This is a genomic window from Ruegeria sp. HKCCD3925 (assembly GCF_057221175.1).
Genome location: NZ_JBWVBI010000006.1, coordinates 332,757 through 355,483 on the forward strand (window position 1 = coordinate 332,757; position 22,727 = coordinate 355,483).

The following is a 22,727-nucleotide window of genomic DNA, read 5'->3' on the forward strand; positions in this document are numbered from 1 at the left end:
GTGGACGCGATGCCAGCCACGAAAAGGGGGAGAGATGTCTGAAGCAAACCAAAACGCCCAGGAATTCGAAACCGCCGCCAACGCGTCAGAAACCGTAGCGGAATTTGAAGATCACCGTCGTGGTGTTCTGGGGAAGTTGCAGCATCTTCTCCATGTCAACCCTTCCTTTGTGCCGTTGATCGTTCTGGTCGGCGCCATCGTAATTTTCGGTCTGCTGCTGGGGTCCAAGTTCTTCTCCCCCTTTGCGATGACGCTGATCTTGCAGCAAGTTCAGATCGTGGGCATCGTGGCCGCAGCGCAAAGCCTTGTCATTCTGACCGCCGGCATCGACTTGAGCGTCGGTGCGATCATGGTGTTTTCATCCGTCATCATGGGTCAGTTCACCTTCCGCTACGGTATCCCGGTGCCCATTGCTGTGATGTGCGGGCTGGCAATGGGAACGCTGATCGGGGCTCTCAATGGCTGGCTGGTCAGTCGCGTAAAGCTGCCGCCCTTTATTGTCACGCTCGGCATGTGGCAGATCGTTTTGGCGACAAACTTCCTGTATTCCGCAAACGAAACAATTCGCAGTCAGGATATCGAGGCCAACGCCCCGTTCCTGCAATTCTTTGGTACCAAATTCAGCATCGGTGGCGCGACCTTTACGGTCGGCGTGATATTCATGCTCGTACTGATTTTCGTGTTGGCTTACGCGCTCAAACACACGGCCTGGGGCCGGCATGTCTATGCAGTGGGGGATGACCCTGAGGCGGCTGAACTATCCGGTGTGAACGTGCACAGAACGCTGATGTCCGTTTATATGTTATCCGGTTTGATCTGTGCCTTTGCGGGCTGGGCTTTGATCGGACGCATCGGGTCGGTTTCACCTACATCCGGTCAATTGGCCAATATCGAAAGCATCACCGCGGTTGTGATCGGGGGCATCTCTTTGTTCGGCGGGCGGGGATCCATCCTGGGATCGCTGTTTGGCGCGCTGATTGTTGGCGTGTTCACTTTGGGGCTTAGGCTTCTGGGCGCAGACGCACAATGGACTTTCTTACTTATCGGACTTCTCATTATCGCAGCGGTCGCCGTCGACCAGTGGATTAGAAAGGTATCGGGCTAATGTCAGACTCAACTCCAGTCGTCCAAGGCCGCGGGATCGTAAAGCGCTATGGCCACGTCACCGCCATCGACCATTCCGACTTTGAACTGCGCCAGGGGGAAATCCTGGCAGTGATCGGAGATAACGGCGCGGGCAAATCATCCATCGTGAAGGCGATCTGCGGCGCCACAATCCCGGATGAAGGCGAGATTCTGATCGAAGGCAAAAAGGTTAACTTCACCTCTCCGATCGATGCGCGGAATATGGGGATTGAGATTGTTTATCAGCAGCTCGCCATGTCTCCTGCCCTTTCGATTGCGGACAACATGTTCATGGGGCGCGAAATCCGCAAGCAGGGGTTCATGGGCAAATACATGCGTAAGCTTGACCGTCCAGCGATGGAGAAGTTTGCCCGAGAAAAACTGACCGAGCTTGGGCTGATGACTGTACAGTCGATCAATCAGGCGGTTGAGACTCTCTCTGGTGGCCAACGCCAAGGTGTTGCCGTTGCTCGTGCCGCTGCCTTTGCAACCAAGTTTATCATCATGGACGAACCGACGGCTGCATTGGGCGTCAAGGAAAGCCGTAAGGTGCTCGAACTGATCCAGGACGTGCGTGCGCGTGGCATTCCGATCATCCTGATCAGCCACAACATGCCTCATGTTTTTGAGGTTGCCGACCGCATTCATGTGCATCGGTTGGGCAAAAGGCTCTGCACAATTGATCCCAAGGATTACACGATGTCCGATGCAGTCGCCTTCATGACCGGTGCCAAGGAACCCCCAAAAGAGGACGCAGCGTGATCGAGCAGGACGTACAGCGCGTCTGCGACCTGATCTCCTCCCGGCGGCAAGTTGGAGTCCGGACGATTATCGCAATCGCCGGCCCCCCTGCATCCGGTAAGTCGACCTTAGCGGAAGGCGTTGTGCAATCGCTGAACACACAACAGAGCTCGGCGGTTCCGTCAGCCACACTTGTACCAATGGATGGTTACCATTTGGACAACTGCGTGCTGGAAACGCGTGGATTGCTGGCGAGAAAAGGCGCGCCAGAGACTTTCGACGGGGTCGGGTTTTGCGCTGCAATCAGAGAGCTTCAAGTTACGCGCCACGAGTGCTTTCATCCCAAATTCGATCGCACAATGGACCTAGCTATTGCCAACGCCATTGCGGTTCACCCGGCAACTCCGGTCGTCGTCGTTGAGGGTAACTATCTTCTGATGGACAGCGACCCATGGAGAAACCTGACGGATGTTTATGCCGCGACGGTTTTTATCAGCCCAACTTTGGAAGAGCTTGAAAACAGGCTGCAACACCGCTGGATCAGCCATGGCTTTGACCCGCAAACCGCGCTGCAACGCGCAATAGCGAACGATCTGCCAAACGCTGAACGTGTCATCCGTGATAGCCGGAAAGCCGATCTTATACTGAGCCAGAACTACACTGAATTCGGGATGCGCAACGCATTCTGAATCTGCGCACTGGCTTCAGCCAACCCTTGATGCAGTGCCTCTAGGCAGCCTCAGGTGCAACCCAAGTCACCCCTTACGTAATGAGGAAACCTCATGAAATTCTTCGTGGACACCGCAGAAGTAAACGACATCAAAGACCTGATGGGCTTCGGATTATTGGATGGCGTGACCACCAATCCAAGCTTGATCGTCAAGTCCGGTCGCGATTTCAAAGAGGTCATTGCAGAAATTTGCACTCTGACGGATACGCCGGTATCAGCAGAGGTCGCAGCATTGGATAACTGCGGTCCATTGGAGTAAGAATGCAGATGGCTGCAAAAGCCGCAGACAAGACGTTCGGCTAAACACTTAACGCGGCACTGCAGCGAATGACCGCTCTGAGCCCAAATTGATCGATGCTGCGCGATGCCCCAATCACAGCAATGCGCAGAATGCCGACTTTGCAAAGTCTTGGCTTTGGGTAAAGAGCCGACATCCAATTTGATGTGCGAATACTACTACCGCAGCATTGACGTCGGTCAGCTACCACTTCAGTCCTGCGCGACCTGTGTGGTTGCAGGTAACTGATGGTCTTTTTGTTACTTTGGAATTGGCAAATACTTTTCCGGTGCCAAAAATATATATGAGCCCGACTTTGCAGAGATTGCTTGTAATAATAGTATGCATCATCGCTCTCACTGTGCCTCGTGCCATGCAGGCCTGCACGGTTTGCATTGAGTTGCCTGAAACCTCTATTGCTGATCATATACTGTCTGCAAAAGTGATCGTGTTTGCACGGCCGTCACCAGAAAACCCGTTCAAGTTCTCGGCTCATCGCTTCGTAAAGGGGAGTAATAAAGAGTTCGATTCCTTACCGGAGATACCCTTCTTGGTTGATAGCATCACGCGGCGAGAGTACCGCTCTGATCCAACAACAACTGTTCTGCTGACCTAAGGACTCAAATTCAACGATAAAGCTCGGCGTGGCATTTAATGGGGGGATGGCGACGCATTTTCACTATGAATCGAGATAGAAATATTTTTCTCGAGAGGCTTCAAACAATCGGTCGGTTTTGGGCTCACGGAGAAACCGACAACCCTGAGCGGGTTTTGTTCTTTGATGAGTATTTATGGCGCGCTGATACGGCTCCGCATAACGCAGCATTAGTCGAAGTTGACCGTGCACCATATAAGCTCGTTCGTGCAATCGGTGGCAGTTTTTCAATAAGCCGGATTTTGAGTGAACTGAACGACTTAAATCGCTTTGCTTACAGGCCTGTGACAATTCGATTGCTTGGATTACAAACTGACTCACACGCACGTTCTGTTGTGCGGTCGCGCTACATCAAATCCCTGAAATCCGGAGGTTTGAATTTGCACGACTGGGCACTTGCTGGAGTTGAAGCGGAAGAAATGTAAGCGATCAATGCGATTGATCTCGCACTTCAAGATCCACGCAAGTCAGCAGAAGAAAAAAGCTCGCTGATCCGAGCTTTGACCGGCGCTGGCTCATTTCTTGAAAACTTTAGACCTGAAATCGCCCAGATATTATCTTCGGTGTTAGAACGCGATCGCGAGTTCGCTCTCCAAATTGCGGCGGCAACACGAAATTGGGAGCCAAGCGTCCTTCACCAACAATTTGAAACCCTAGTTGCATTGGAAGAAACAGACCTCCCAACGCAATATATTCTCAATATCGCACTGGGTGCTGAAATAGCGGTGGAGTGAATTGCCGGTATTCATGCCATCGTCACTTAGGTCTTACCCGAACGTGCAACTTGAAACAGCAATGACTACCATTGGCTCTTTACTTCCGAAGGATGCCCGCCGCTGAGAATGACTGCAGCGAGCCCTTAGTTACAGATCCTGCTCGATGCACGAATGACGGCAATAGGCGCAGAAAGCGGACTTTGCAAATTTCGGTGTTCGGCCCTACCAAGACCTTAATTCAGATTGAAGTTGCGCTCGACTACGCGGTTGAACACGATGTTTCAACCAGTCTGACAAGTCTGTTTTTTGAACGCAGTCAGGGCAGATGCCTTCGGCTTCGACGACGGTTTTTTCGATGCGAAACCCGACAGCGCGTGCGGCTTCTCCTATAGCACCTTTGCGGGTGTAGAGTGTGTCTCCACCACAGCTTCACAGATACGACATATCATAACCAAAGTGCACGACTGAACCGAAGTCTCAAATCAAAATGGTCTTCTACCTTGGTTTGCTTGAGAACGTTGAGGTTCCATCAATTTAGGCAGTTCGACGACGCGCAATCTCCTGTCGAATAAGATCTATGTGCAAACGTGCATCATATGCTCTTTGGCGGTATACGAGAGGCAGATTCAAATTTGCAAGGGTGGTGTCCACTTCTTCGGTATTTTTGGCGACCTCTTCTACTTCAGTTGAGGTCTGTGCCTTGCTGAGTTCCTCCTCAAGCGCAGCGATGCGCTGACAAAAACGCCAGACGCGGAGTTTTTTGAAACCACACGTAACCGGAAGGGACGATCCGCAGAAACGGTACTAGGAACAACAAAGGCGACAGCAATAACAATACGCTGCCAAACTGCGCTGCGATCCAATATGGCAAGACGCTATGCAATAAGTTTGGCCCAGAGTTTATGAGTTCTGTGGCAATTTTGTTTAATGGCACAGGTGGCGAAGCCGTGTTTGGATACTCGCACGCACTTTGTAAAATTTAGGTTCGCTATGAATGTTCTTTGCTGCAGTCACTAACCTATCGGTTACTGCAAGGTGCAGATCAGATGCGGCGATAAGTGAAGCTCGCAATGCTAATATCTTAACATCCTCTGGTGGTCTCGGAGGGTCGAGTGTGATTGATCCTGCCGGTACAGTTACCGAATTCGCTCCTGAGAGTTTCAATGCAAGGGCGTCGACCAAAGCCATAGGGACGAAAAGGATGTCTGGATCAAAAATTGCTTTCATAAGGTAAGGTGAATCGAGTGGAGCGACAAACAACGCTGCATCCGCTTAGTTGGCATGCAACGCGTCTATCGCATCATTGCCCCCGACATCGCCTAGGTCTATGCCGACATTTTGCAACCCAGCGGCCTCAATTAGCGCTAAAGCGGCGGCGCGATTACCAGACGCCTTAGATCCTGCAGCTAAGAGTATGTCTCCCCATTCTCCTGCATTAGCCCCAACTGGACTAGACTTTCCGCGGAACACCACCATGAGTTCAAGAAAAATGGCGCCCAAAGACTGTAAGTTTTCGTCCTGAGGCAGTTCGAGACCGCCTTGAACAAATGCGGCATCCACTTCGCCAGAAACAAGTCTCTGAATGTTATCAACGGACCCCTCAGTTTCTACTAAAATTACCTGAATGCCGTCATGTGCAAGTTCTGCTTTGTAAAGTTGTCCAACTTGCCAATATCCCCCCCGCCGTTTGTTCCAGCAGCTAGCTTAATACTGTTGGGCGGCTTCAAGCCAAAGATCAGAAAACAAGCAAACCGATAAATATAATTGGAAAGAGAATGAAAAGTGCTTAGCGCATTTACTCTCACATTCAGATGATCGGAACCGATAATTCGTTCTCATTTGATAACAGTCTTTTTGCCAACGAGAAACCGATCACAGTGGGTAGCACTCGAAAGTTTGAGTTCTTCGGTTCAACTATCCCTGAATATTAGGTGAGTAGCACAAGAAAAACCAAGAGCGTTTGAACGAGGTTGAAATTAAAAACTGGCCGTCGAAGCGACGGTTTAGCTTATCATAAACTAGAAATTTAGATTTGTCTTTCTTGTCAGCTATGTCCCGCATCTCGGAAGTTGCAAAGTCTAGTTGCGAATGTTCGGATTGGGCTGACTACGGCACTTTGGAATGAAAATGCGATGGCCGCAAAGTCCGCTTAGCGGTCGCTCAAAACGATCTTGGTGAACGTCTGCTTTCCGCCGAAACCGGAGGCTAATGCAGAGAGGAGCGAATGACTGCTAAGCGGACAAATCCACCTTACGCTCATCGTTTTCTGATGGCTGGTCTCACACCGAAGCGGACCTTCCTTTCGAGCTTTACATCCTCCGAGATGCGTACGAAGCGGGCATTGCTCAAGGCGACTAACGCACAGTATCTGCCATCCGTCGCTTGCGACTGCTTAACTGTCCTACCAGAGATTAATTCACAGTTGTCTGACAGCCTCTGGCCCAAACACAAGGGGCTAGACACCAGAGCTGAAGCGTGGCTGGATTGCTTAGAGATTGTCTAGTCGGACGGAGATTCCCAAAATTGAAAAGAAATGCAAACAAGCTGTTAGCGACTTCCGCTATTGCTATCGCTCTTTTGGCCTCCGGTGCGGTGTTTACTGCTTCTACACAACCAGCAAGCGCAGAGGCTGGTTATTTCTGGGATGAAACCGTTGAGTCTGTAGATAGAAGCCCCTGGATATTTGAAGGCACAAGTGTTTTTGGCGAATTAGCACGAGTTCCACCGTCAGATTGGGTACGTAGTTTGGAAAAAGCGGCATACCCAACTGAGCTTGAGACTTTTGTTTTCACAGCTAGCAATAATGAAGAACAGAACATCAACGATTGGTTGCATCAAACGCATACCGATAGCTTTTTGATTTATCACGATGGCAAATTGGTCGCTGAAAAGTACTTCAATGGCATGAGAGCTGATACGCCTCACCGCATTCACTCGATCACCAAGACAGTGTTGGGTATGGCAGCAGGGCTGGCGGTTGAGGCGGGAGAATTAGATCCTAAAAAGCTGATCACCGATTACCTGCCAGAGTTGGAAGGCCCAGCATTCAAAAATACAACGGTTAGACACCTACTTGATATGACCGCTGCTGTTGACTGGAAAGATGCTTCTAGCGGCTACTTAGACGATGCCGGTGATCTGTTCTGTGCGTTTGGTCAGGATCTCTCTGAAAAAGTTGAAATTTGTGATACAGAGTCTGGCGTTAAGGAGTACATGATCTCTCTTAGTGATCGCGAGACCTTGGTAGAAGACGGTGAAGTTTATAGTTACCGTTCCGTGCTATCTGCGTTGCTGGGTATGGTTATCGAGTCGGCAACTGGAGAAAGCTATCTGGATGTACTGGCCGAGTTGTGGCAGGACATCGGTGCTCAGGACCCTGCATATAGCGAACTAGGGCCCAAAAGGATTGTGCAAACGAGTGGTGGGTTATTTACCAGCTCTCGTGACCTATTGCGATTTGGCATTATGATGCTGGACAACGGAAAGGTTAACGACACTCAAGTTATTCCTCCAGATTGGATAGCTGACACGATTCAAGCAAATGATGACGTTATCGCAGCTTATGAGAAAAGCGCATATGCAGAGGTGTTTGAAGGCTTCCACTACCGTAATCAAGTTTGGGTGAAAGACAGGGAAAAAGGCGCGTTTTACGGCATTGGTGTCTATGGGCAGCTGTTGTATGTGAACCAAAAAGCCAATGTGGTTATGGTGAAGCTATCAAGCCAGCCAGACGTTCAAAATACACCTATGTACCTGGACTCTATGGTTGCGATGAAAGGCATTGCAGAGACTTTGAGTAAATGAATTTCAGATTATCTTAATCTAGCAAGCTGAGCCAAATGGCTCGGCTTATACTACGGAAAGACTTAACAGTGTCGTAGGGTTAGTACCGGGTGACCTCGACTGCGACCGCAGCAAACACCACACCAATCAACAGAGCTTTTGTATTCACTGCAGAAAGGCTGGGTAGTTTAACCCGAAGAGACAGGGCTATTATCACACCCCCTGTTAACCCAGTCGCAATTGAATAGATCATGCTACTTTTGTCTGCGTTGAGACCGATCAATATGCCGACTGCAAGCGACGCGACAAAGTATGCGCGTAGCCATCCAGACATGTGTCCGGGGTGGGTCTTATAGAGAAAGATATTCACCCCAAACAAATGCAATGAATAAGCCAACGTTCCAACAGCGTACAGCTCAGGTGATGTTCCCGTCGTTTGCATGACGGTAATGGCAAGCAAGCAGTTATAGGTTCCAAGTGCCACTGTGTCCAAGCCAAGCGACAACCTGTTATCGGCCCCCGTTTCGCGACTGGCTTCCAGCAAGTAGTAAATGAGAAATCCTAGGAGCGAATAACCGAACAGCGAGTTTTCCCATTTGCCATTTGCAGCCAAATCGGCCGACAATTCACCGATTTTTGGCAGTAAGAAAAGGAAAGCATAGCCAAGTCCGATCCCAGATGAAAAATCAGAAAGCCAGCCTGCTAGGGCGGGGAACTTCCGGTAAAAAGACACGCAGAAGACGTGAACAGTGCCGATGACTGCAATTGATGTTATCGCGAGGTATGTCGACGCGTCGAACACGGCTAATATCCAATGAACACATTACACACCGATGAGACACCCCTTGGGAGCGTTTGCACAACCCAAAAAGTGAAGAAGGTGCGGTTTGAATAGAACACTCAACGACAGCTTTCTTCTGAACTTCCGGCATCGATACACGGTGCAGAAATTTGAACTTAGGGCTCAGAGCGGTCATTCGCTGCAGGGCCGCGTTAAGTGCTTAGCCGAACGTCTGGTCTTCGGACAAAGTTGACGTCCAACAAATCTAAGTTAAGCCTGCTTGCTGTTCGAAGCAGCACAAGATCCTCACAACAGGTATCAAAGAAAGAACTCTGCCCGCTCCACTACCCAAACCATTGCGACCAGACTTGCGCATGCGGCGACAACAGCGCGAGAGCCGTTCCAGATTCGACCTGGTTGATTGCGCAAGAACAACACCAAGGGCCAGATCAAAAGAACGATCATGACTTGTCCAGCCTCTACTCCAACATTGAACGCCAGCAAGCTGTGCCAAACATTTGGCGCATCAACTCGGAGAATCTGGTGCAACATGAAGGAGAAGCCAAACCCGTGCAGCAAACCAATCCCGGAAGTGATGGCAAAAGCCTTCAGGTCGCCGTGTCCTTTCTCTGGTGGCCAAACCGCCATTGCAGCTGCGTAGATTATTGAAAGTGCAATTGCCAATTCGACAGTTGGGATAAACCACGCTCCGCTCGGCGCGAACCCAAAAAAACCCAAAATTAGTGTTACCGTGTGGCCCAAGGTAAAGCCCGTGACGCGGGCGAGAAGGCTATGCAAATTCAAGGCACCGATGATCATGCAAAGCACAAAGAGAACATGATCGGGACCTTCCAAAATATGCCGAATTCCCTCAACAAAGAAGGTCGAAGCGGCTGCGGTTGCTGATCCGGAAACATCGACCGGGGTATGCATCAGGCCCCGCGCACGAAATGTACGAACATCTTGCCCGTCATAGTCGAGGATCAGGTTCGCCGTGTCATCTTGTCCAGGAAGCCCCGGATCTGACGTGTAGGACAAACTGTATGCTCCTACCTCTCCCGTCACAAACCGCAGGTGCACGTCAACCATCACCTCGCCAACATAAATCTCCTCAGTGGTTGGAAAAACGTCCCTAGGCGCAAGTGCCAAGCGCGCCTCATTGAGCGTAGCAAATCCAGGCTCCTGCCCCAAAGGATGCAGTCTTATCGAGACGATTTCTGGGGTTTTTCGATGACCGCCGATAGACAGCACAAGGCCGTTTTCTGCAATATTAGCCAAACCAGTTGGATCTTTGTGCAATGCGGCCTGATCCAAATAGTGCATGAGCACGCCATCTTCGATCAGATTGTATGTGTACGGAGCCGGTTCGGGCAAACCGTCTGGGCCTTCGGGACCGACGAGTTGCGCAACCAAAAAAGGCATCGGAAGGCGCAAATAGACATCAAGCCCATCTTCTGAGTGAGCCACATGATGTATGCGGACATTCTGGTTTAGATTGAAATGCGCCTCTGCTCTGTCAGCAGTCAAAAAGACCACGGCCAAGAAGTATGTGGCAAAGAACAACCTTACGACCACCATTGAACTACCCTTCCGTTTTGGCGCTGATAATCGTCAGGTCATCAAGCATCCAATGATCGCCGTGCCGCGAAACGTCGAGCAAGCCTCGATAGGACACCGCTTGCCTATGTATGTGCCCCCAATGACCTCCGCTTACGCGGGCAGTCCAATTCGCGAGGACCTGATGCTGATTTCTTTCTTCGCCGGGCGTGAAGCTCTCGACATTCAGGTCTGAAATCGCTTCGACGCGAGCCATGGCGCCAGAGGGCAACGTAACCGACAAGCCACGACGCATTTCTGCTTGAACCTTGTCGCGATTGATTGCTTCGACAAAAGGCTCCATCGCCGCCACGGAACTATCATCTCGCGTCTCAAGCATCGTGGTTCCGATGTTGGTCACCAGCCCTTCTACGATTTGACGTGTCGCGATCTCATCCGGCTCGGGAGCTGTCGGTGGGTTGTTCAGCGAATATGTGACAATAGCAGCGGCACCGAATGCCCCGGTCAGACCAAGCAAGATCAGGCGCTGACCGTTTGTACGCTGCAACGAAAAATAGGCGCATATCAAACACAGAAAACCCAAGCCGAACGCAAGCGAATGCACCTGAGCTACACCTGCGACTTTGACGACGACCGGGCCCGTTTTTGGGTTTGTCCAAGTTTTCAGGTGATTGTTCCAACTTACAACGGGGTCAGTTGCATAAATCTGCGAGGGGACCGCCCCTGCCGGATCGGAGATGGTAATCGGAATAATATCCAGACCATCTGGGAAAAGCTCCCATGCCAGATCAACTCGGTTCGGCAAGGTCGCAACCGGATAGGAAAGGACAACGCCCAATAGCATCGTCTTTCGAATTGCCTCCGCTTCATCCGGAAGAACACGCAAACCTTCGGCCCCGACTTCGATACGTGAGACCTGTACCGTTTCCGGTTTCATCGGCTTGCCGTCGACGGCGAGCGGGTTTCTAATTGCAAAAAAGTCCGAAACACCAGACTTGATGCTGGCGACATCATCTGTGGTCAGTCGGTCAGCATCTCCAAAGTCCAAATCCGCCCAAGTCTCATAATCTTTCAGACGCAAAATTATCTCGTGCCGGACGACACGCGGTTCCATGGCCAGAAAAGACATCATCGGGGACTTGTGGTGGCGAGTGAGATTTGGGTTCTCAAATTTGCTAAACCAAGGATCGTCCCAGTCTGGCAGCATCGTCTCAGCCTGAGAAAGGTAACGATAGTCTGTCACCGGAACACCCATGTGCTCGGCCACAACCCCAAGTGAAGCCAAGGGAATCCCGTCTGAATTTAGCGGGGGAATGAACGTGATCCGTTCAGGCTTGCCATTGAACGGAAACTCCATATCCACGTAAACGACATTTTCGCTGCGCGGTCGCGGTCGATACTGAGCGCTCGCTGCTGTTTGCCGGGTAATTCTAGGGCGCACATCAATCGTATTCGTTGTGCTGGCCAGTTCCTCTTCATCTGCCCAGACTTGAAGGTTTTGACCCGTACGCTCAGCCAGCGACGCACCTGAACCATCATCAGGAATGACGAAAATGGGATAGTCGCCCAAATCGACCTCAAGGATAACGCGAACATGATCAGGCTGTACCGAAAGCTCAACAAAGTTTGGGGCGGTTTCTCCGCCGTAGGGGGACACGAGATCAGCAATCGATTGGTTAGCGCCAATCGCCCAACTTGCGAGCGCCGCGCCCACCCAAACCCATGTCTTGCTGCAATCGCCGACCTTAGAAATGAAACGCGACGGCAGCATAGATACCATTCTGGTCAACATCATAGGCAAACTCCCCACCCGAGCGGTCAGTGGAGTAATCAATTCCATAGAACTGATAGCCAAACCGCAGGGACGTGTTCTCCCAGCCTTTCCAGTCAAAGCCAGCCAGAAGCAGGTATTGCAGGTCATCGCCATTCACGCCGAACCCACTCAGTTCGGCACGGCTGGCGAAGCTCCATTTGTCGTTGATTTCCATCGCATAGCGGAGCGCGATCATCGGCTCGAACCAATCCTCTGTTCCGCCCAGCGTCATACCTGGGCCGGGGCCCGAAAGGTCGATCTCTTGTTTAAGGCGGTTCCACTGTACGCCAATTGCAGCGTCTGCTGCATAGCGTCGACCCGAAGCATTGACCCCGTTCGCAAATCGGTAGGCTCCCTGAACATTTACAAAGGTCTGCCGGACATCAACATCGACGTCTACTCGTCCGCCTGGCAGGGTTCCGTCTTCGCCAAGCCTTACATAGTACACTTCCGAGATGATCCCGAAGTCGCCGTTCCAGCCTTCGTAGCGTACAGAAGCGGCGCCTTGCAGCACATCCAGTACCTCACTCAGGCTCAGGTCCAGATCGACGCTTGTTCCATCTATAGTTGATGTGCCCGTAGTGCTGAGCGGAAGGAACAGATAAGGGGTGATGGAGTGCCGCCAACCACCTTCATCACTCTCAGATCTTGCAAGGGACTGAGCGCTTACGGATTGCCCAATCGTGAATGACACCCCAATCGCTAGGGACAAGTGTCGTACGATATTCGAAATTGTATTCATGTTGCGGGTCCGATCCATGACGCAAGCGACCGGCGCACCCAAATGCGCTGCGCCGGTCAAATTTGATATTAGTTGTCACCCGGATACGGGAACTCTTGGCCCAAAGCTTCCGAAGCTTCTTCGTAGATTGGTCTCAAGACGTCATCGACATCGTCAAAACCACCCTTTGTGAAATCGGAAAACTCCATAACCTCCGGGGCCAAGCCCACCTGCTCGGCGTAAGCTGTTTTGTCTGCTGGGTCCGGCGCGATCGCTGGAGCGGCAAGCGGCGGCGACCATGTGCGTTCTTCAGTAGCCGCCATTCGAACGGTGATGTCGTCTTTAGTCACATTCCAGACCATGAAATCATCCGCCATGCTCAGGGGGCCGTCGTACGTCGATCGAATTCTTTCATACACGCCATTAGCCGTGTCGAAGTCGTTAAAGAAATGGTACGCGACAGCCATGCGAGGCTGGATATCGCTCATCACTTTGCCGAACGCTTCGGGCGCCGTGTGAACTTGTGTCCCGACCAACAAAGCAGACTCGGGCGTAAACTTCATCTTGGCGACGAGTTCTGGCACCGCAATGAAACACTCGTGGATCGCGAGATCAGCATTCTTTGCGTATTCCTTGAACCATGTGTTGGGATAGGTGTCAGAACTGAATACGAATTTCAGGCCGTTCCATTCGAGCGCATAACTAACTGCACCGTCGATCGAGTGAATGGCTGGGAAAGTGCGTATCTGGACTCCATTCTCGTCGTAGATAACCTCGTTTTCCAGCTGGTAGTCGAATTCGTTAACTTCCATCGAATACCCACGAAAATCAATGTTACCAGCGCGACCGGCTAGATCCCAGGTCAGCATCTTCTGCATATGATCCAGCGCATAAGCTGTGCCTAACTCTTCAGCCGGCCCACTTGGCCCCCAAACTCGTAAGGGAACGTTCCGCCCCATCAGCGCTCCGCCTATGAACAGATCGTGCAGTGCTCCGAAATGGTCAGTATGCAGGTGGCCGATGAAGACTTTGTTTAGATAATTGTACGGAATTTGCAGTGACGAAATCCGCTCGGCCGATCCCGAACCAATGTCGAACAAGAACTTGTCTCCATTACCCAGTTCCACAAGGAAACACGCGGCAGCCTGAGCAGCTCGCGTTGTAGGCATTCCAGTTCCACACGCGATGACCCGCATCTCGTCTTCGGCGAGATCTTCAGTATTGGGGTAGTACACATCGCGTGGACGATCACGCACCATTGTCGGAGAAACTTCCTCCGTTTCCTGCGCGTATGCTGCCGAAGGAGCGACTACATCTATTAACGCATCAGTAATCGCTTGAGGAGAAACAGCCCAAGCGCCAAATATCGCACCAATTGCGAAGTGCTTGCTAAGTCTTCTGTAGTTCATACGTTGGGCCATGTGTAATCCTCCAGTCGCTTAATAGATTGGCAAGCTGGCACTGCGGAGTTTCGCGCTCCGGCTCGCTGTTTTGGTTGCAAGGTTATGGTTTAAGAGACATTCACGTAAGTGACTCACGGTGAATACAGGGTGACTCACGGGCCATTAAATGCAAAAATACGAATGTGGTACGACAATTTGAAAACATCTCGGGCGGTCAGAAGCGCGCTGCCCTCGGCAGGTTGCTTGCCGACGCTCATCTGGATGGATCCGATAGGCTTCAGGCGTTCCTGACGTACATCGTCGAGGAAGAGCTCGCTGGTCGGGGAGATCAAATTCGAAGCAAGACTATCGCTCAAGATGTATATGACCGCGATACTTCAGAGGGGACCGATCCGGAAAACATCGTTCGCGTCGATGCACGGCGGCTTCGTCAGTTCTTGGAACTGCATTACGAGGGTATTGGAAAAGATGATCCGGTACGACTGTGTATCGATAGCGGTGGATATAGGCCGCGGTTCGAAACTGTCTCAGAAACCAGTGCGGTATCAATCTCAACAAAAGCCAAACGCTATGGACTGCCCATAGGGGCATTTACCATTGGGGCTGTCGTTGGTGCGTTGGTCGCAGTCAGTCTTGCCCAAGATGGACATGAAACTGCTTCTGCCGAAGTGAGTGGCTTATCTGAAACTAACGCGGACGCGTACTTGCAGCGCGCGGCAATTTACGAGAAATCCCCAGCCGCATTGCAAGCATTCAATTTGGCGCAACAAGCGCGGACAATTATTTTTCCGATCTTTGACCGACAGCGCCAGTTACTTGTTCTGTCTGTATTCGAAGGCGTGATCGAGATCGATCCAGAGTATTTCGGTGGATATGCCGGCGCAGCGCAAGCACTCGCGTCCCTTGCAGTGATAACTCCGCCGTCAGATGCCAAGACCGAATATGCTGAAGCCGCTATGAAGCTGGCAAACCAAGCGGTAAGCCTTGCCCCAGATCAAGCCTGGAGCCAGTCTGCTAAAAGCTGGGCCTTTTTTGCCAATCGCAACTATGACGCCGCGCTGCAACTCAGTAGACGCGCATCAAAACTTGACCCGAATGATGGTGCTGTACTCGACTTTCTTGGCGCGGTGGCCATGTTTTCAGGCGAGTTTGAGGAAGCTATTGAAACGGCCGACAGGCTATCTCTGCTGGATTCCAGTAACCAAAGATTTGCAAATCGAAACATTTCCGGCGCGACGCATTTTCATCTGGGTGAATATCAAACAACGGTAGAGCGATTTGAAGAGGCAAAGCAACTTGGTGATCCGCTAAGCGCTCCTTCACTTGCTTATGTGACGGCGGCGCTGTCTGCTATGGGGCAAGACCATGCGGCTAAAGCCAAGCTGGCTGAACTTGAGCGTGCATGGCCGGACGCTCCAATAGGTGCAATGCTCAAAAGCATCCACAAAGACGTCGAGAACGCTGATGCCGTGCTACGCGAGTTACAAAAACAAGGCTGGGTAAGCCCAGTCAAATAGAGTGATGCATAACAGCGGGTCGCAGTGCCAAGGTCAAAATAATCTCTACTGGTGCCAGCGCTCAGATTGAAACTCAGATCACCAGCGCGGATTCGCGATCGTTATCGGATAGCCAGATAGGGGAAGTTCTGCGTGACTCTGTGAAGTCTTCTTTCTGCGCATTGCTGTCTTTTGGACATCACGCTGCATAGGTTAAAATGGGCTCGAATCGACCATCCAAGCACTTCGCTCGAACGACTGCTTTGCCTGGTGCGGATCGGTGCCCTCTCAGAGGACCATTTTCTGCAATACGCACGTCAAGCTGTGCAACGGCATTGGCTAGGGCAGGCGCTGCCGGAGGCGTTCCGGGTTCCCCAATCCCCGTTTGAGCCTCGGCCGAAGGCACAATGTGCGTAACTATGCTCTTGATGTCGGAGATCCGCAGCGGTTCGTAGTCGGGGAAATTGAACTGTTCCACCGTTCCACCGTTCCACCGTTCCACCGTCAAGTGTAATCTGCTCGCGCATTGCGTGGCCAATTCCGTAACCGACCGCCCCTTCTGTTTGGGCGCGAACAGTGTCCGGGTTGACAGCGATGCCGCAAACCACGGCTGCGGTGACTTTTCGATCTGAATACCGTTATCGAGGCTGCCGGAAATCTCTACTATCTCTGCCACGTAAGAGCCAGAGGATTTGTGAACAGCGATCCCTTGGACATTACCTGCGGCTGGCTGGCCCCAATTGCCTTTCTCAGCAACCAGTTTCAGTACGCCTGCCTTACGCACAGCGTCGTCACCTCCGCCCTCAAGATACGCGAGGCGGAATTCGACCGGGTCGCGGCTCACTGCCTTGGCGGCCATGTCCATCATCACCTCCATCACATAGGCTCTGTGCGTGTGACCCACAGAACGCCACCACAGAACCGTCGTGGCCTTTTTAACATCCGTCAAACCCACCGATATGTTCGGAATGGTGTAAGGACTGTCTGCAAGGCCTTCGACCGTAGAGTGGTCAATGCCGTCCTGAACAGCGAACGACTCGAAGGGAGTGCCTTTCATAATCGACTGACCGGCGACCTGATGCCCCCAGGCTGCGATATTGCCCTCGGCGTCCAATCCGACTCGCATCTTGTGAACCGTCGCAGGCCGGTAGAATCCGCCGCGGATGTCGTCCTCTCGATCCTAAACCAGTTTCACAGGCCGCGAGCGATCTGTCATCACAAAGGCCAATGCGGCTTCGACCTGATAGTCGGCGTCAGGGGTTGCACGACGCCCAAAGGAGCCTCCGGTCAGCATGGTATTGATATGGATCTTTTCCGTCGGCAATTGGAATATCTGCTGATAAGCCATATGCGGACCTGTCGGCATTTGCGCGCCATCATGCAGGACGATGTCGCCTTCGGCCGTCTGCTCAATGGTGCAGTTCAGCGGCTCCATCGGCGCATGGGCCAATAGCGGGAAGTAAAACGTCTTTTCGACAATGGTCGCCGCGTTATCAACCGAAGCGCTTACCGTGCCCCGATCTACTTTGTTGACGTTGTAGACGGGCACGGCATCAAGTGCAGCCATCACCTCGTGCCGGATCTCAGCCGAAGAGCGTGTCTCGGCCCCAGACATGTCCCAGTCCACTTCAACCGCGTTCCGCGCCTGAATGGCGGCCCAGGTGTTCTCTGCATAGACAGCGACTCCGTGGTTAGTGGGCAAGGGTATCGCCATGATGAAGCCCATAACCTCTTTCGCAGCGCTGTCGTCGAAGCCCGCGACCAGGCTACCACGCTGAGGCGTGCGCTTGATCATGGCAACCATCTGGTTGGGCAAGTGCACGTCCATTCCGAATTTGGCTTGGCCGTTCACTTTGATGGGGCTGTCAACACGGTGTGTGGAGTCGCTGCCAATGATCTTCCATTCGTAGGGATCGCGCAGGCGCGGGCTTTCTGACGGGGAAATGTCCGCCGCCACGGCAACGAAGTCGTCCAGTGGCGCGGAATTCCCGCCGCCAGTGACCAGGCCTGCCTGAATGTCCAACGTCGCGGCGTCTACTCCCCACACTTCAGCGGCCGCTTTGATCAACATCTCGCGCGCATTGGCGCCTGCCGTGCGGTACTGCATCCAGGAATTGGCCATAGCCGTTGATCCGCCCGTGCCTTGGAGCGGGCCAAACAACAGGTTAAAGTCCGACGCAATTTAGCCGAGAGTTTTCAAGAAAATTCGGGTTGTCTCCAATTGCTCAAAAGCTCGAAGGGAGAGTCCTGGCGGAATAGCTCTAGCTTGTGTCGGAGCATTAGCTGATCACGCATTCGATGGCTGCTTCGTCCGCAAAGCAAACGTTTAGCAGATTTCACTAAATGTCCGCTCCGAGCCCAAAGTTACCAGGTGCTGCAGTCCGCGCTAACAACAGTAATGCGCGGAAAGCTGACTTTGCAAAGTTGCCGTTCAAAGTTTCGCTTGCCCGGCCTGACCGTCCCAGATGGTCGGAGGCTCTTCGTGGAAGTGCGGTACTTTAGATTGTTGGCCTGATTGAAGCAAATTTAGGTACGGAGCATTGTTGGGCTACGTCAGCCAACGTAAACGCCAGAGAATATGGGCAATACGAAATCCAATTATCCAGATGACAATTGACAAACTTTTGGTCGATTAATCTCATTGTCCGAGCAAAACCTACCATGCGAACTTCAGCGCTGCTTTCGTTTAACCGAAATAATGCACCCAGAGTGTTTCGGATGCCGTGCAGGGACATCCCGTGCCATAGCGTCCACGTTTCCGAGGTGCCGCAACGCTCCGTTGTTCAGCAATACGCCTCGCCCAGCATCATACCGGCGCTGTCCGAATCCGCTGGCTACGCATTCCCAGTCTTCCTTGGCTGCCGCGTCGCGGAATCTCGGTAGGTCATGCGGGTCATGTCGTCCAGGTGTTGATGCGACGTGATCGTGTTTCTTCGCATTACTTTGGTGGGTTAAATGGTGGGTCACTTGTGTTGTGCTGGGTTGCTGGACACTACCGGTTGTCGGCCTCGGCTTGGGGCGCATGATTGTCACGACGCCTTGAGGTTTCGGATGTCCTGGGACGGCCACGTGAGTTGCCGTCGGTTTCGGTGTCAACTGTGGAACCTGGCCAGGAACCGCTGTGGGAACCTGATTGGGGGTTGCGGTTGGGACAAGCGGGGGTGTCGCCGTAGTACCGCTGGGTTGCGGAACACGGCCGGGCACTGCGACCGGAATCTGGTTTGGTGTTGCAGTCGGGACGAGCGGTGGCACAGCAGTTTGTCCAGTGGGCTGAGGTGGGACCTGACCAGGAACTGCGACTGGTATTTGGTTTGGCGTTGCAGTTGGCACAAGTGGCGGTACCGCTGTTGGGCCGGTAGGTTGAGGCGGAACCTGGCCAGGGATAGCTATCGGAACTTGATTAGGAGTTGCAGTCGGAACTTGCGGCGGCACCGCGGTAGGACCGGTAGCCAATGGTGGAACCTGATTGGGAACGGCTGTCGGAACCCGGTTTGGTGTCGCGTTTGGTGCCAAAGGCGGAGTTAGCGTCGGCGCTACTATCGGTGTGGGAACCTGACCAGGAACCGCTATTGGTGTCGCAATAGGAACCTGACCGGGAATTGCGTTCGGAACCGCGCCCGGAGCAAGGACTGGAACAGTAACGGACGTGGGTGTTTGCTGCGTTCCCTTAGGCGGCAATTGATTTGCCACCGGTTGAGTTGGGCCAGTAACTTGATTACCTGCCCCTTGCCCACCAGCCTGCCCGCATCCTTGGCTCGACTGGTGCGGGTTCCCTACGCCTCGGCACCACCCGTAGTGATTTCCGCGGGCAACGACCTGAGTAGCGGCCAGTTCTGCAATCAAACAAGCTGCAGTAAGTAAAACAATGCGGTTCCGTTTCATAATATCCTCACCAACTTGTTGTCAGAGCAAGATACGCGCCAGGATCGCCAGATTCGGTTAAAGGGCCGTCTCTCAAAGGGACACCGACGTATCCGGACAGAAATAGGTTTCGCTTGAACTCGATGTCCAAACCCAGACCTGAGGATGCCAGTGTAGCATTATCAACTTCAAAACTCGCAGGGTCATTGTTCGAGATGTAACCCACGTCGAAAAAGGCAAAGGGCGTTAGCCGATGAATGCTCTGAGAGCTGGGGAAGTAGGAGTGAGATATTTCGAATATCGCAGAAATCCCGGAATCACCGTCTACTTCGTCAAATCGATATCCGCGCAAAGCATAACGATCACCAAGGAAGTACTCTTCAACAGAGGGCAACCGGTCTGTTGTGTACTGCCCCCAAATCTCGGTGCGCCAAGCTGTGTTGGGCGACAAGCCCGTAAGTGGGCTTTCGTATCCGACGCCGCCTCGTAGATGCCAAAAAGAAGAGTCCCCGTCGTCAAAACTCGCGTCTGTCGTGTCGTTGTCATTGTCACCAAAAGATAAGGTTAGCCCCGCTTCCAGAGCTTGTCCCTTTGGATAGTTTTGCCCGTAAAGATACGTAAGGCCAACGACACTCGCGTCACTGGATAATGGAACGCCACCACTGACTGAATCCGCTTTTGAAAGGCGATAGTCCAGCAGAAGATACCCATAACGGGCCACATCGCGGATCACGGGGTAACCCATCGCGACTGTGAAGTTCTCGCCGTCAATATCTGTTCTCGCAAAGTCCCCCGAGAGGTCACGTTTTGCGTTTATGTTCCCGTAGAAGATCTCACCGTACAGACCATTGCTGTTCAGCGGCGTGCGATAGGTAAGCGCGCCCCACAATGAGTGTTCATCGTCTTTGTCCCAATTGTAATTGCCTGATCCCTCAAATCGCAGCAAATCCCCGACGGTCAGCGTCGAATATAACTCTTGTACGACATAGAAGCTGAGCGCTTCTCCAAGCTCACGCGGAGGGTTGTCGAGTGTCGCACTACCGGCTTGTTTTCGCAGTGGCTCCCCCAATACTCTCAGCCGAGCACCAGTCTGATCCGGGTAATCAAGTTCGGTCGACAATTCCAAGTCAGGTATGTCCTCGGCCAGCATCACTGCCCGCTCAAATCGTTTCAGCGTTATGGGATAGGAGGTGGTGAGGGGCTGAAAAATCTTCTCTAGTGTTTGGAATGTACGCGTATCTACACCTTCAATTTCTATGGTTTGAATGCGCCCTTCATTAACAATTATGCTCTGCCCATCAGGACCGGGCCAGGCCTCAGCCAAAAAATAACCGTCTTCTCGGTAGATCTGAGTGATCGTTGATGCGACGTCCACCGCTGTGATGCGCCCTGACCGATTGAAGGCCAATTGACCGGCAAAAGTTAACAGCTCATCCGTATCATACACCGTTACGCCGTTGATTGAGTGCTGTGATGCTATGTCCCAGGTTTGTGCAATGCTGTATTTTGGAACCGAAACAATGGCCACAAAAGTGCAAATGATCGCAATTACAACTGAGTTGGTTACGGGCATTTTCTACAACCTTTGCATGATTGAGAATGTTAGAGCCTAATCCTATTACGAGGTTTGAATGTCTGAGCTTGCCGTTATTCAAAATTGATCACGACTGGTGCTTTCGAGATACACAGCAAACAGACTACAATGCGCCTTCGTCGCCCAGGAACTCGATACCAGCGGTCGCGCCATCACTGTAGGCAATGCAATTCCAAGGAGCACGATCCTCGCCAACACCGACAGTGACTTGTGTTCCAGCCTCGCTAAACGCGGATGAGAGTACAACGACTTGCGAATTGTTCGTCGTCTTGGCTACATCTCGCAAACATGCTTGCTGAGCCGGTGTGAGCTCGGCGGACGCACTGGATGTACTCGTGTCGTCACAGGCCGCAAGCATTGCGAAACAAGTTGCGCCTGAAATCATCACCATCTTGTTGGTCATTTTCTTCTCCCTCTGGGTCCGTTGAAATTAGTGAAATTGGATGCGTTTATTTGAAGCTCTCGCGTCTGCGCAGCCAATAGAACTTACCTCGATCCTTTGACTATCTTTCCCAAAACTTGCCGCGTGGGGCTTGCTCGGCGGAACAACATTTCGTTGACCATCGGGGCCGCCAACAACGTGTGAAGGCCGAATGACGACACTTGCGAAAGCTAGAGCAAACTCTGGAAAGAGGGGGAGTACGTTAAGTTTCAGCATCGCGTCCTCCCAATGCTTGATCTTTGTTTGAGGACCTCCGACCGCCAGCACTCACTCCAGCAGTCGGAAGGGCCCGACAAATCGGGCGACAGCGACATCAACGGAGGTAAAATGAAAGTTGTGTCGAATTCGCATGTTTGAATCTATTTTTTCATAAATCAACATTTTTTCCGCGCGTAAATTTCTCTACGCTCTCGTACGATAGGCCTCTGCATTCAAACAAAAAGGTAAGTGAGAGCATCCATACAGGCGAGTTTGTTCTTCTAGGTGGCGAAACGTTTTGAGGCCGCACAGAGATTAAGAAAGGAATGAAAATGGGATTTAGTGAGGCCGTTAAAACGTGTTTTTCAAAATACTTCCAGTTCTCCGGCCGGGCTATACGTTCAGAATACTGGTGGTTCTTCTTGTTTGTGGTTCTCGTGAGTGCTGCTTTGGCTGTGCTCGATACGATCCTATTCGGGACTAACCCCGAGACAGGGCAAGGATCTCGGGTTCTGTCCTCTGTTTTTCAACTGGCTGTTCTCATACCTATGCTGGCCGCCGGTTGGCGAAGGCTGCATGATACAGGACGACCTGGCTGGTATTTGCTGCTGCCGATGGCGCTCAGCTTTACAACGCTTTTTGTTATGCTGGGTGGCGTGGCGTTCTTTTCGGTATTGGAGCAAGGAACCGAAAACCCCGATGCATTACGAGGACCCGCGGCAGTACTGGGCGTGACCGGTATTGTTGTTGTCTCAATTCTTCAATTGGTTCTGTCCATTCTGATGATCTGGTGGTTGACGCGCCCTTCGGAAGAAGGCGCAAACGAATACGGCG

At 52.1% G+C, this 22,727-nt stretch carries 15 protein-coding genes and 4 pseudogenes; 9 read left to right on the top strand and 10 right to left on the bottom strand.

Translation table 11 applies throughout. The annotated features are described in order from the left end of the window. The first annotated feature begins 34 nt into the window (after nt 1–34). The 6 genes and pseudogenes from AC2TEM_RS16680 to AC2TEM_RS16705 all read left to right on the top strand — a co-directional run bounded on the left by AC2TEM_RS16680 (nt 35) and on the right by AC2TEM_RS16705 (nt 4,262). On the top strand, nt 35–1,105 hold the full coding sequence (locus AC2TEM_RS16680) for an ABC transporter permease (RefSeq protein WP_170392953.1): 1,071 nt from the start codon (nt 35–37) through the stop codon (nt 1,103–1,105). Next, on the top strand, nt 1,105–1,887 hold the full coding sequence (locus tag AC2TEM_RS16685) for an ATP-binding cassette domain-containing protein (RefSeq protein ID WP_170402609.1): 783 nt from the start codon (nt 1,105–1,107) through the stop codon (nt 1,885–1,887). Before AC2TEM_RS16680 ends, AC2TEM_RS16685 begins: the two co-directional genes overlap by 1 nt. After that, complete coding sequence (locus tag AC2TEM_RS16690; protein WP_170424659.1) at nt 1,884–2,555, top strand: nucleoside/nucleotide kinase family protein; 672 nt, start codon at nt 1,884–1,886, stop codon at nt 2,553–2,555. Before AC2TEM_RS16685 ends, AC2TEM_RS16690 begins: the two co-directional genes overlap by 4 nt. Nucleotides 2,556–2,648: 93 nt before the next feature. Further along, nucleotides 2,649–2,834 (top strand): annotated as a pseudogene (locus AC2TEM_RS16695) (transaldolase family protein); the annotation flags it as partial. A gap of 720 nt (nt 2,835–3,554) precedes the next feature. Then, complete coding sequence (locus AC2TEM_RS16700) at nt 3,555–3,953, top strand: hypothetical protein (RefSeq protein WP_170424657.1); 399 nt, start codon at nt 3,555–3,557, stop codon at nt 3,951–3,953. Between the two features lie 75 nt (nt 3,954–4,028). Next, complete coding sequence (locus tag AC2TEM_RS16705; RefSeq protein ID WP_170424655.1) at nt 4,029–4,262, top strand: hypothetical protein; 234 nt, start codon at nt 4,029–4,031, stop codon at nt 4,260–4,262. Nucleotides 4,263–4,541: 279 nt separating this feature from the next. Here AC2TEM_RS16705 and AC2TEM_RS16710 read toward each other — a convergent pair. Then, nucleotides 4,542–4,693: pseudogene (locus tag AC2TEM_RS16710) on the bottom strand (transcriptional repressor); the annotation flags it as partial. A gap of 823 nt (nt 4,694–5,516) precedes the next feature. Continuing rightward, nucleotides 5,517–5,900: pseudogene (locus AC2TEM_RS16715) on the bottom strand (hypothetical protein); the annotation flags it as partial. Nucleotides 5,901–6,767: 867 nt separating this feature from the next. Here AC2TEM_RS16715 and AC2TEM_RS16720 point away from each other — a divergent pair. Then, a complete protein-coding gene (locus tag AC2TEM_RS16720) occupies nt 6,768–8,048 on the top strand; it encodes a serine hydrolase domain-containing protein (protein ID WP_170424652.1) in 1,281 nt (426 codons plus the stop codon). A gap of 79 nt (nt 8,049–8,127) precedes the next feature. Here the strand turns inward: AC2TEM_RS16720 and AC2TEM_RS16725 are convergent, their stop codons facing one another. From AC2TEM_RS16725 to gntH, 5 genes are all read right to left on the bottom strand, one after another. After that, nucleotides 8,128–8,829: a hypothetical protein gene (locus AC2TEM_RS16725; RefSeq protein ID WP_170424650.1), complete on the bottom strand. Its 702-nt coding sequence runs from the start codon at nt 8,827–8,829 to the stop codon at nt 8,128–8,130. A 297-nt stretch (nt 8,830–9,126) separates the two neighbouring features. Then, the gene (locus AC2TEM_RS16730) at nt 9,127–10,386 is read right to left on the bottom strand and encodes a HupE/UreJ family protein (protein ID WP_480856323.1); all 1,260 of its coding nucleotides are present in this window, start codon (nt 10,384–10,386) and stop codon (nt 9,127–9,129) included. Between the two features lie 4 nt (nt 10,387–10,390). Next, nucleotides 10,391–12,160, bottom strand: a complete 1,770-nt coding sequence (locus AC2TEM_RS16735; RefSeq protein ID WP_170424647.1) for a hypothetical protein — start codon at nt 12,158–12,160, stop codon at nt 10,391–10,393. Next, entirely contained in the window at nt 12,111–12,920 is an 810-nt protein-coding gene (locus tag AC2TEM_RS16740) for a hypothetical protein (RefSeq protein WP_480790544.1), read from the bottom strand. Before AC2TEM_RS16740 ends, AC2TEM_RS16735 begins: the two co-directional genes overlap by 50 nt. A 68-nt stretch (nt 12,921–12,988) precedes the next feature. After that, nucleotides 12,989–14,320, bottom strand: coding sequence for a guanitoxin biosynthesis MBL fold metallo-hydrolase GntH (gntH, locus tag AC2TEM_RS16745; protein WP_170424645.1), 1,332 nt, complete (start codon nt 14,318–14,320; stop codon nt 12,989–12,991). Nucleotides 14,321–14,484: 164 nt separating this feature from the next. Here gntH and AC2TEM_RS16750 point away from each other — a divergent pair, with 164 nt between their 5' ends. Then, complete coding sequence (locus tag AC2TEM_RS16750; RefSeq protein ID WP_170424643.1) at nt 14,485–15,819, top strand: tetratricopeptide repeat protein; 1,335 nt, start codon at nt 14,485–14,487, stop codon at nt 15,817–15,819. Between the two features lie 178 nt (nt 15,820–15,997). On the opposite strand, the pseudogene AC2TEM_RS16755 reads toward AC2TEM_RS16750, so the two are convergent. The 3 genes and pseudogenes from AC2TEM_RS16755 to AC2TEM_RS16765 form a co-directional block, all read right to left on the bottom strand. Further along, nucleotides 15,998–17,920: pseudogene (locus AC2TEM_RS16755) on the bottom strand (xanthine dehydrogenase family protein molybdopterin-binding subunit). Nucleotides 17,921–19,687: 1,767 nt separating this feature from the next. Further along, the gene (locus AC2TEM_RS16760) at nt 19,688–21,187 is read right to left on the bottom strand and encodes a ShlB/FhaC/HecB family hemolysin secretion/activation protein (protein WP_170424641.1); all 1,500 of its coding nucleotides are present in this window, start codon (nt 21,185–21,187) and stop codon (nt 19,688–19,690) included. Between the two features lie 169 nt (nt 21,188–21,356). Further along, complete coding sequence (locus AC2TEM_RS16765; RefSeq protein WP_170424639.1) at nt 21,357–21,656, bottom strand: hypothetical protein; 300 nt, start codon at nt 21,654–21,656, stop codon at nt 21,357–21,359. Between the two features lie 563 nt (nt 21,657–22,219). Here AC2TEM_RS16765 and AC2TEM_RS16770 point away from each other — a divergent pair. Further along, nucleotides 22,220–22,727: DUF805 domain-containing protein (locus AC2TEM_RS16770; protein ID WP_480856324.1), on the top strand; the 508-nt coding region annotated here is incomplete at its 3' end.

Coding starts and splice junctions, on each gene's coding strand:
- AC2TEM_RS16680 (WP_170392953.1), top strand. CDS start 35: ATGTCTGAAGCAAACCAAAACGCCCAGGAATTCGAAACCGCCGCCAAC.
- AC2TEM_RS16685 (WP_170402609.1), top strand. CDS start 1,105: ATGTCAGACTCAACTCCAGTCGTCCAAGGCCGCGGGATCGTAAAGCGC.
- AC2TEM_RS16700 (WP_170424657.1), top strand. CDS start 3,555: ATGAATCGAGATAGAAATATTTTTCTCGAGAGGCTTCAAACAATCGGT.
- AC2TEM_RS16730 (WP_480856323.1), bottom strand. CDS start 10,386: ATGGTGGTCGTAAGGTTGTTCTTTGCCACATACTTCTTGGCCGTGGTC.
- AC2TEM_RS16735 (WP_170424647.1), bottom strand. CDS start 12,160: ATGATGTTGACCAGAATGGTATCTATGCTGCCGTCGCGTTTCATTTCT.
- AC2TEM_RS16740 (WP_480790544.1), bottom strand. CDS start 12,920: ATGAATACAATTTCGAATATCGTACGACACTTGTCCCTAGCGATTGGG.
- gntH (WP_170424645.1), bottom strand. CDS start 14,320: ATGGCCCAACGTATGAACTACAGAAGACTTAGCAAGCACTTCGCAATT.
- AC2TEM_RS16765 (WP_170424639.1), bottom strand. CDS start 21,656: ATGACCAACAAGATGGTGATGATTTCAGGCGCAACTTGTTTCGCAATG.